This is a genomic window from Pseudomonas sp. GM24, assembly GCF_000282235.1.
Lineage (GTDB): Bacteria > Pseudomonadota > Gammaproteobacteria > Pseudomonadales > Pseudomonadaceae > Aquipseudomonas.
Genome location: NZ_AKJR01000190.1, coordinates 1 through 10,180 on the forward strand (window position 1 = coordinate 1; position 10,180 = coordinate 10,180).

The following is a 10,180-nucleotide window of genomic DNA, read 5'->3' on the forward strand; positions in this document are numbered from 1 at the left end:
CGCGATAGCGGTGTGTCAGCCCCGTAACAGTTAGCTGACAAACCGCCATCGCGAGCAGGCTCACTCCTACAGGGGAATTTTTGTAATCCGATAACAAGAGGCAAACAATGTCCGACATCCTCTGGCAACCCAATGCCAACCGTATCGCCCAATCGCGCATGGACACCTTCCGCCGTGCCGTGAACCAACGGCACTCGCTGAAACTCGACGACTACCCTGCCCTGCACCAATGGAGCGTCGAGCAGCGCGCTGCGTTCTGGCAGGCGATTGTCGATTTCTTCGATATCCGCTTCCACACTCAGCCCGATGCGGTGCTGCGCGAAGGCCCAAACATGCCCGACGCCGATTGGTTTCCCGGCGCCACGCTGAACTTCGCCGAACACCTGCTGCGCCGGCGTGACGATGCAGTGGCGGTGATCAGCGTGGCGGAGAACGGTCAGCGCGAGCAATTGACCTGGGCCGAACTCGCCGAGCATGTCGCCGGATTTCAGGCCAGTTTGCAGGCCGCCGGCGTCGGTATCGGTGATCGTGTCGCCGCGTGCATGCCGAATACCTGGCAGACGCTAGTGGCGATGCTGGCCACCACCTGCCTCGGCGCGATCTGGTCGTGCTCCTCGCCGGATTTCGGCACCCACGGCGTGATTGATCGTTTCGGCCAGGTCGAACCCAAGGTGCTGCTCACCTGCGCCGGTTATCGCTATGCCGGCAAAACCATCGACCAGACTGACAAGATCAACGGAATACTCGAGCAACTGCCAACGTTAAGGCAGTTGATCATCGTGCCTTATGCCCAGCCGCACGTCCACGTCGAGACTTACCGGACTCACGCCGAAGTGACCTTGTGGGATGACTTCTATCAAGCCGGCGGCGAAGCGGATTTTGTCCCGGTGCCGTTCAGTCATCCGCTGTACGTGTTGTATTCCAGCGGCACCACTGGCGTGCCGAAATGCATCGTCCACAGCACCGGCGGCGTACTGCTGCAACACGTCAAGGAACACGGCCTGCATTGCGATCTCGGCCCGGGCGATCGACTTTTCTACTACACCACCTGCGGCTGGATGATGTGGAACTGGCTGGTTTCGGCGCTCGCGGTCGGCAGCGCCGTGGTGCTCTACGACGGCTCGCCGTTTCACCCGGACAACCAGCGTTTGCTCGATTTGATCGACGACGAACGCATCAGCGTGTTCGGCACCAGCCCCAAGTTCCTCGCCACCCTGGAAAGCAGCGGTGCGAAACCCCGTGAAAGTCATGACCTCGGTAGCCTGAAGACGCTGCTGTGCACCGGATCGGCGTTATCGCCGCAAAGCTACGATTTCGTCTATCGCGACTTCAAACCGGATGTGTGCCTGGCGTCGATGTCAGGCGGCACCGATATCGTTTCGTGCTTCGTCAACGCCAATCCACTGTCCTCGGTGCGGCGCGGCGAGATCATGGGCAAGAGCCTGGGCATGGCGGTGGAAGTCTGGAATGACGCCGGCCAACCGGTGATTGGCGAAAAAGGCGAACTGGTCTGCATCCGGCACTTTCCGGCCATGCCGATCGGTCTGTGGAATGACCCCGACGGAACGAAACTGCGGCAATCGTATTTCAGCCTCTTTCCGGGCGTCTGGGCACAAGGCGATTACGCCGAGCAACGGCCGCACGGCGGGATGCTGATCCATGGCCGCTCCGACGCCGTGCTCAATCCGGGAGGCGTGCGCATTGGCACGGCAGAGATTTATCGCCAGGTCGAGAAAGTCGCCGAAGTGCTGGACAGCGTCGCCATCGGTCAGCAGTGGCAGGATGATGTGCGGGTTGTGCTGTTTGTCAGGTTGCGTGAAGGGTTAGCGCTGGATGAGGCGCTGGAACAACGCATCCGCCAGGTGATCCGCGCCAATACCACCCCAAGGCACGTGCCGGCGAAGATCGTTGCGGTGACGGACATTCCGCGCACCATCAGCGGCAAGATTGTCGAACTGGCCGTACGTGAAGTGGTGCATGGACGGCCAGTGAAGAACACCGATGCGCTGGCCAATCCCGAAGCGCTGGAGCAGTTTCGGGATCGGCCGGAGCTGGAGATCTAGTACAACAGATTTGCGCCAGATGACTACACCGGTCTGACCCAGCCATCTGCCAGGGGCGGATCAGTCAGATCGTGTGGAGATGTGGCGTTCAGTTTGATCAATACAGGTCCGATAATCGTGCCCTCGACATTGTTGTCAACGGCTGCGCGAAGTACTCGCAGATTGCTTTCAAACGTCACTTTATCGGTGCTCATCTGGCTGAGGAGCGAGGTGAGCACTGCCAGAGAATCGGCGTTTTCAAAGGCTTTGGTACTTGGGTGAAAGACGTTGCTGGCATCTGCAACCGCCAGTCGCCCCAAGGCAAGATTAAGCAGTGCAGCCACGTCCAGTTGTTGCCCACCCTTGGTAACGCCATCGACATCCAGGGCATAACCGACATCATTGTTCTGTACGACCCCATGAAATAACTCGTGAATCACATCATCCGCTACTACGTCGTGGTTCATGCCCTTATCGATGAACTGTCGATTGATATTGGGTGTATTGATCTGGATGAACGGAATCGGACTCTGCCCACCGGCGCGCTTCCATTGCTGGTAGGCCTGCACATCAAACTCAGCGACGTCGTTCGTCTCCTTGAGCGGATCGAGAAAGAAGTTGCTCATGGAAACGCCGGCAAAATCCGCCCTGACCAACCGCAGATAATCCAACACACGATTCGCCGCATCGCTGGAGGTCTGGCCCATCAATATTTTTATCAGCGCATCGCGCTCAGCCCGGTAGTCATGGCTGGTCAACACACCGATTGCACTTTCTATTTTTGCCCGTGCCCGGGGCAAGCTTTGCTCGACGAACAGTCGTGTATAACTGACGGGCAAGGTGTGATTGGCACGCGGCAACCGAAGTGACGCAGTAAAGTTGAAATGACCCAGAGCCGGCCCCCAGGGCTTGCCCAAACTATCCAGTGCATACCACTTGTAGTTATTGCGCGCCGCCAGCACCGTGAGCGTGTCCGAAGCTGAAGCATTCGGCCGCCAGGTACCATGCGCTATTGAAGCATTATCCGCTGAGCGGATCAGGTGCTTGCCTTTATTACCGCCGTGCAACGTGGTCAATTGAGATTTGGCCAGTCCCAACAGTTCCAGCGTAGGCTTGCTGAATCGCAGTAATCCCTTGTGAACGAGTTTGCCGACGCCGTACACCGCCGTGGGTACTCCATCCACCGGATTGAAAGCCGATACGGAGGTTGCCACCACTAGTTTGGTCACGCGCGCGGCTTTGCCGGCCGCAGAGATTGCCTTGGCGGAAATGCTCAAGGCTTTGACACCGGCGCCATAGAATGCGCCGCCCAAAGCAATGGCATCCATGAGGCAACCGTAGATCCCGTCTACGACTCGATTGTGCTCACCCGTTGATATGTCCTCGATACATTTTTTGAAAGGCACGGCCAGATCAACGAAGTAAGTGGCGATTTTCTCGCCTTTGGCCCGCTCTGCTTCGAGTTCCGTTGGCTCGGTGGCCGCCGCTACCAGTTCTTCAAACTTGATGACAGGATGATGATTGATGATGAAGTCGGCCAGGCGCACAAGTTGTGGATTGCTGAAGTTCTTGTAAACACTCTTGTCCAGCTGGATCGGATTGGCAGCAGCGCTCAGCACGCCCAGTTTTTCAGCGATGGCCTGACCAGATCCTGAACTGAAGTCTGGAGAATCGCCATGTAAGTACTTGGAGAAATCAATATTGAAAGACGTTTTAGCGACGGGCTCGTCTTGTTTCTTCAGATCACCCTTAAAATCCAGTCTGGCGGGTTTCTGGAACAAGCCTCTGCTGACCAGTTCATTACCAAGCTGATTATTCTTTACCAGTTCGCCCCGCAACGTAAACAGCTCATAGGCAGTCAGCTCCGCACCATTTGACACGCACATCAATAGTCCGAAACGCCCGGTGGCAGCATCCTTGCCTTGGCGTGTTTCATAGTCCACCTCAAAGGTAAAAGGTCCGGCGGCTCGAAACGACGAAGTCTCAATCGCACGGTCGCGGAAGGTAAAGAAGGTGACAGTGCCTGTCAGAAAGGCCTGCAGATCCCTATGAGGCATGTTGGAAAGCGCCAGTTTCACCGTGGCAACCAACGAGCGATTGAGGTTTTCCAGATAGACCCGCAACTGGCGATGAAACTCTTGGTCATTCGGGCGCAGGCGACGTAGCCGTGGAAATTCTTCGTGGATACCCGCAACCGAAGGGTCATGACGTTTGGGCCGTTCGTAGTTGGTTACACCAGCATGCAAGGAAGGAATATTGGAGTAGACGTTATCCGGGAAGATTTCCGGCCGATCCCAAGCCCCTCCAGACAGATCGCCGGACATATGCAAATCGATCATGCAGGCGGCCGTCGGAGACGCGCCGAGGCCCGGATGCTGGTGAAGTACTTTTTCTTCCAGAAAGTCACACAACGGCGCGGCATCTTCCAGCGCTTCTTTTGCGATCAGACGTCTGTCCGGCAGCCGCCCGAAGCGCGAAACGAAGTTGTCTGCATACTCCTGGAATGCAGACAGCGCACGCTCTGTGGTGGCCTTTTCCTTATTCGCCAATTCAGACGACGTCACCACATCATTGATCAATGCCCAGTCGATCATCGGGCCGATCATTGCCATATCACGCAGGTGTATCTGCGCCTCACCCAGTGGCTCCAGTTCGCCATAGGCGACTATTTGCGCATAGCTCATCACCCGCGCAGCGCCCTTTCTCACAGACTCGGCCAAGACGACGGCGCGGCAATAACTCATCCATTCCACCGACCCCATCAGTAGCGAAGACGGAATACCCTTGACCATAAACTCCGGAGCAATGCCCGTCAGCAACAAGTGCGCAGCAACGGCTGCCAAACCGGCCGATGCCATTTGTTTGGCTACCAAAAAGGCCCGTAGCTCCTGGCAAATAACGGAGGCCTGGCGGCCGACATTGCTCGGGGCATAAAGCTGCAGGCCTGCGATGGACTTGCGAACGGAGTTACCGCCAATCGATGGGTCGATATCCAGCAACAGGGCAGTTACCAACAACTTGGCGAGACCACGATTTGATGGTATCTCTCCCGCCTGCGAACCCAGCCACTGCAGTTTTTGCAGATAAGCCGTGGCCAGATCACGCGCATAGTCATGGCTAAGTACACGCACAATCCATCCGTCAGCATTCTCTGCGGTGACGGATGTTTGTCCGGTATTACGGTGCAGAACGTCCAATAGCTTTTGGCCTGCTCCTACCAGTTGCGTTGTTACCGAACGTATGGCGCGGCATTGTTCGGCAGACAGCACGATCAGCGAATGATCTTCTGCATCCAGCAATTCCCAGAAATTGCCGAGCGAATCCACCTGCGGATTGAATTCGAAGTAACCGATCAGATTCTGGGTTTGCACCAAGGTTTGCGGGACGGGCAAATTGTGGAACTTTAGCCATTGATCAATGTTGATGTCATCGGCGTCGTAGATATATCCACAAGCCTGCCTGGCGATATCACCGACCAGCAGAACATTTTGATAAAGGCGGGTACGATGGGGGATATTGTCGATATCCACTTCATGCCATTTCCCGGTTTCCTTTCGAAAGACTTCGACCCCACCGTTTTCATTTACTCTGACCAAGACGGTATTAAGCGCACGATGGCGACGTAGCTCACTCATAATCCGCTCGTTGTCGAGCAATTTGCTCCAGAGCACGCGCCCAGGATTAAAAACCTCATGAAAAGACGATCCCGCCTGCACATCAACGGCGTAGCCCTGCCAGCTATAAACCGGATCAACGCCTTGCTCTTTGACTGCATCGCGCAACTGAGCAAGTACGGCCTCTCGCTCTTCAGCGTCAATCGCTTGTCGGCGCTGCTGCTCTTGATGGGCAACGCTGTAAGACTTGAATAACTTCCCTGAACTTTCAGACAACATCACGGCTTCCTTATAAATATAGATACGCTCTAGCTGAGCAAGCAAAGTTAACCCTACTCATCGTCAAAGACGCCATCAAACATTTATAAGTTCGTATGTAAGCAATTCAAAAAACAATAACTACTCCAATAAACCCCAACCATCACTCCCGTCGCCCGCGCCACTCCCACCCTCAACTTTCAGCTTGATCTTCAGCTTCAGATTGGTTCCAGAGTCGGCATGTTTCATCACCTCCTCTTCGTTAACAACATGACTCTCAAACAAATCGAACAATGATTGATCAAACGTCTGCATACCCTGCGCCACGGATTTTTCCATGATCGTTTTAAGCTCGCCTAATTCATTACGATGTATCAGATCTCTGACAGTCGGCGTTCCCAGCATGACTTCCACAGCTGCCCGTCTCTGCCCGTCAACCGTGCGCACCAGTCGTTGGGAAACACAGGCTTTCAGATTATTGCCCAACGTCTGCAACAACTGCGGTCGTCGCTCTTGCGGGAACATATTGATAATCCGGTCGAGCGCCTGATTGGCGTTAATAGCGTGCAACGTCGAGAGCACTAAATGCCCGGTATCGGCGAATGCCAGCGCATGTTCCATGGTTTCGCGGTCACGGATTTCGCCGATCAGCACCACATCCGGTGCCTGACGCAGGGTGTTTTTCAGGGCGGCGTGGAAACTGCGCGTATCGACCCCGACTTCCCGTTGATTGATGATCGAACGCTGGTGGCGATGGATGTACTCGATCGGATCCTCGATGGTGATGATGTGCCCGCTGCTGTGGCGATTGCGGTGGTCGATCAGCGCAGCCAGCGACGTCGATTTGCCGGAATCGGTGGCACCGACAAACAGAATCAGCCCCTGCTTGAGCATGACGGTTTCGAGCAGTACCGCTGGCAGTTTCAGATCAGCGAAACGCGGAATGTCGAGTTTGACGTTGCGAATGACGATCGATACATCGTTGCGCTGTTTGAAGATATTGACGCGAAAGCGGCCAATGCCCGTTCGCGAAATCGCCAGGTTCATTTCCAGATCCCGGTCGAACTCCCGTCGTTGCTCGGCGTCCATCAGGGAGGCTGCGATGGCGGCCGTTTCACCGTTTTTGAAAGGTCGTTCGCTCAACGCCGTGAGCACGCCGTCGACGCGCGCACTGGGCGGTGCTCCCGTTGACAGGAACAGATCCGAACCGTTTTTATTGGACAAAACTGACAACAGTGCATCGATTTCCATGGCAAAAAACACCCGCGAAGCATTCAATGAACAGACAATGAACTACGCCTGGCGCAGATCAACTGCAACAATGATAGACGTCGCCTCACCGAACCACGCTCAGGACTGATGTAATGAATGCTGTACCGAACAACGACGACGCCCAGGCACTGATCGCCCGCACCGACTGGAGCCGCAGCCCTTTGGGCGCTGCCGGCAACTGGCCGCAAAGCCTGCGCACCGCGGTGGACATCGTGATTCACTCGCCGATGCCGATGCTGTTGTTGTGGGGCCCGCAACTCACGCAGATCTACAACAATGGTTTCGCCCTGCTCGCCGGTCACAAGCATCCGCAAGCTTTCGGACAGCCTGCACACCAGATCTGGCCAGAACTTCGCGACTTTACCGACCCGATTTACAGCGCCGTCCTACAAGGCCAGGTTCGCACCTACAGCGAAAGACGCTTCACCCTGCAGCGCGAAGGCCAAGAGTCCGACTTCTGGCTGGATTTGACCTACAGTCCGATCCGCGATGAAACCGCGCAAGTCGCCGGGATTCTGGTCACCGCCATCGAAACCAACGAACGCCGACGCATCGCTCTGGAACTGCAGCGACGCTCCGAGGAAAGCCTCAAGGCTCAACGGGAAACCGAAGAGCGCCTGCAAATGGCGTTGGCCGCAACTGATGCCGTTGGCACCTGGGATTGGGACATCGGTGAAGACCGCTTTATCGCCGACGCGCATTTCGCCCAATTGCATGGCGTCGATCCCAGCCTCGCCGGACAGTTGCCGATCAGCGATTACTTGCAAGGCGTGCACCCTGAAGACCGCGCCATGATTGCGCGCAGCATCAAACACTGCATCACCCACGGCACCGAATACGCTGAGGAATATCGCTTGCAGCAAGGCGATGGCGAGGTGCGCTGGGTGTTCGCCCGCGGGCGTTGCTACAAGGATCACCACGGCAGGCCCATGCGCTTCCTCGGTGCGGCGCTGGACCTGACCGAGCGCAAACACACCGAACAGGCGCTGCGCCAGAGCCAGACAGAACTGCAGTTGATCATCAACGCCATGCCGATCCTGATCAGTTATGTCGACTGTGAAGAGCGCTTTCGCCTGAACAACGCGGCCTATCTGGACTGGTACGGCCTCACGCCACAGGAACTCTACGGCCGCACCATTCGCGAAGTCATCGGTGAAGAAGCCTACTTCCTGCGCCTGCCCTACATTGCCGAAGCGCTGGCTGGCAGACCGTGTTCGTTCAGTCTGTACACCCCGCACCGTGATGGCAGTAATCGCCACGCGCTGATGAATTACTTGCCGCGTTACGCCGCCGACGGCGCGATCAGTGGTTTCTATATCTTTGTGATCGATGAGACCGAGCGCAAGAAAACCGAAGAAGCCTTGCGCAATCTCAACGAAACCCTGGAAGAACGGGTCAGCGCCCGTACCGAACAATTGGCTCAGGCCAACCAGCGTTTGCAGAACGAGATGTTCGAACGCGAGCGCGCCGAAGATGCCTTGCGTCACGCGCAGAAGATGGAGGCGGTCGGTCAGCTCACCGGCGGTATCGCCCACGACTTCAATAACATGCTCACCGGCATTATCGGCAGCCTCGATTTGATGCAGCGCTACATCGCCAACGGCCGGGCCGACGAGATTGGTCGTTTTACCGAAGCGGCGGTGTCATCGGCCAACCGTGCGGCAGCATTGACCCATCGCCTGTTGGCATTTTCGCGGCGCCAGTCGCTGGATCGCAAAACCCTGAACGTCAATGAACTGGTGCATTCGCTGGAAGACCTGATCCGTCGGACCAAGGGCGACCCGATCGAACTCACCCTGCGTCTGGCCGAGAACGTGTGGCCGGTCAGCACCGACGTCAGCCAATTGGAAAACGCCCTGCTCAACCTGGTCATCAATGCCCGCGATGCCATGCCCGATGGCGGCGAGTTGTTGATTGAGACGGCCAACGTCTATCTCGACGGCAGCGATATCACCACGCTCGAACCGGTCAAGGCTGGCGATTACCTGATGCTGGCGGTCAGCGACAACGGCACCGGCATGACGCCGTCCGTACGTTCCAAGGCCTTCGATCCGTTTTTCACCACCAAGCCTATTGGTCAAGGCACCGGGCTGGGCCTGTCGATGATTTATGGTTTTGCCCAGCAATCAGGTGGGCATGTCAGCCTCGACAGCCTGCCAGGCCAGGGCACGTGTGTGCGCTTGTACTTGCCGCGGTTGTACGGCATCGAACCGGAACAGCCGGCTATCGTGCCAGTAAAACAAGCGCCGACGACGGCGACCGGTGAAACCGTGGTGGTCGTCGAAGATGACCCGGCGGTGCGCATGCTGGTGCTCGATCTGCTCCGGGAGCTGGGTTATCAGGCCCACGAAGCCGAAGACGCCAAGACCGCCCTGCCCCTGCTCGAATCCGATCTGCGCGTGGACCTGCTGGTCACCGACGTCGGCCTGCCAGGCATGAACGGCCGACAGTTGGCGGAGATTGCCCGTCAGCATCGGCCGGGCCTCAAGGTGCTGTTCATGACCGGCTACGCACAGAAAGCCGCCGAGCGGCAGGGGTTTCTCGAGGACGGCATGGACATGGTCGCCAAACCGTTTGCCATTGAGCTGCTGGCCAGCAAGATCCGCACGATGATCAGCCAAACCCCGTGACTTGAGGCATAATCCGCGCCCCGCCGTCACCCCGTTATCAGGTACCGCACGATGAAAGCCCAAGCCCGCCACATTCTGGTGAAAACCGCCGAAGAGGCCGAACAGCTCAAACAACGCATCGCCAAGGGTGAAGCGTTTGATGTGCTGGCGAAGAAATTTTCGACCTGCCCGTCCGGCAAGCGCGGCGGCGATCTGGGTGAAGTGCGGCCGGGGCAGATGGTCGGAGCGATTGATGCGGTGATTTTCAAGAAACCGCTGCGCACTGTGCATGGGCCGATCAAGAGCAAGTTCGGCTATCACCTGGTGCAGGTGTTTTACCGGGATTAATACTTTCCTCACAGGAGCTGTGTAGGAGCTGTCGAGT

General features: G+C 56.9%; 5 protein-coding genes. 3 read left to right on the forward strand and 2 right to left on the reverse strand.

All coding sequences use genetic code 11. The annotated features are described in order from the left end of the window. The first annotated feature begins 107 nt into the window (after positions 1-107). Positions 108-2,063 carry an acetoacetate--CoA ligase gene (locus PMI23_RS20820; protein ID WP_007912318.1) on the forward strand — a complete coding sequence of 652 codons (1,956 nt, stop codon included), beginning with the start codon at positions 108-110 and terminating at the stop codon, positions 2,061-2,063. Positions 2,064-2,086: 23 nt separating this feature from the next. Here the strand turns inward: PMI23_RS20820 and PMI23_RS20825 are convergent, their stop codons facing one another. Next, positions 2,087-5,935, reverse strand: a complete 3,849-nt coding sequence (locus tag PMI23_RS20825; protein ID WP_007912319.1) for a hypothetical protein — start codon at positions 5,933-5,935, stop codon at positions 2,087-2,089. Between the two features lie 120 nt (positions 5,936-6,055). Continuing rightward, positions 6,056-7,165: a PilT/PilU family type 4a pilus ATPase gene (locus PMI23_RS20830; RefSeq protein ID WP_007912320.1), complete on the reverse strand. Its 1,110-nt coding sequence runs from the start codon at positions 7,163-7,165 to the stop codon at positions 6,056-6,058. Positions 7,166-7,278: 113 nt separating this feature from the next. On the opposite strand from PMI23_RS20830, the gene PMI23_RS20835 reads away from it, so the two are divergent. Together PMI23_RS20835 and PMI23_RS20840 are read left to right on the forward strand one after the other, a co-directional pair. After that, a complete protein-coding gene (locus tag PMI23_RS20835) occupies positions 7,279-9,816 on the forward strand; it encodes a PAS domain-containing hybrid sensor histidine kinase/response regulator (RefSeq protein WP_007912321.1) in 2,538 nt (845 codons plus the stop codon). Between the two features lie 51 nt (positions 9,817-9,867). Next, the gene (locus PMI23_RS20840; protein WP_007912322.1) at positions 9,868-10,143 is read left to right on the forward strand and encodes a peptidylprolyl isomerase; all 276 of its coding nucleotides are present in this window, start codon (positions 9,868-9,870) and stop codon (positions 10,141-10,143) included. Positions 10,144-10,180: the final 37 nt, after the last annotated feature.

Coding starts and splice junctions, on each gene's coding strand:
- PMI23_RS20820 (WP_007912318.1), top strand. CDS start 108: ATGTCCGACATCCTCTGGCAACCCAATGCCAACCGTATCGCCCAATCG.
- PMI23_RS20825 (WP_007912319.1), bottom strand. CDS start 5,935: ATGTTGTCTGAAAGTTCAGGGAAGTTATTCAAGTCTTACAGCGTTGCC.
- PMI23_RS20830 (WP_007912320.1), bottom strand. CDS start 7,165: ATGGAAATCGATGCACTGTTGTCAGTTTTGTCCAATAAAAACGGTTCG.
- PMI23_RS20835 (WP_007912321.1), top strand. CDS start 7,279: ATGAATGCTGTACCGAACAACGACGACGCCCAGGCACTGATCGCCCGC.
- PMI23_RS20840 (WP_007912322.1), top strand. CDS start 9,868: ATGAAAGCCCAAGCCCGCCACATTCTGGTGAAAACCGCCGAAGAGGCC.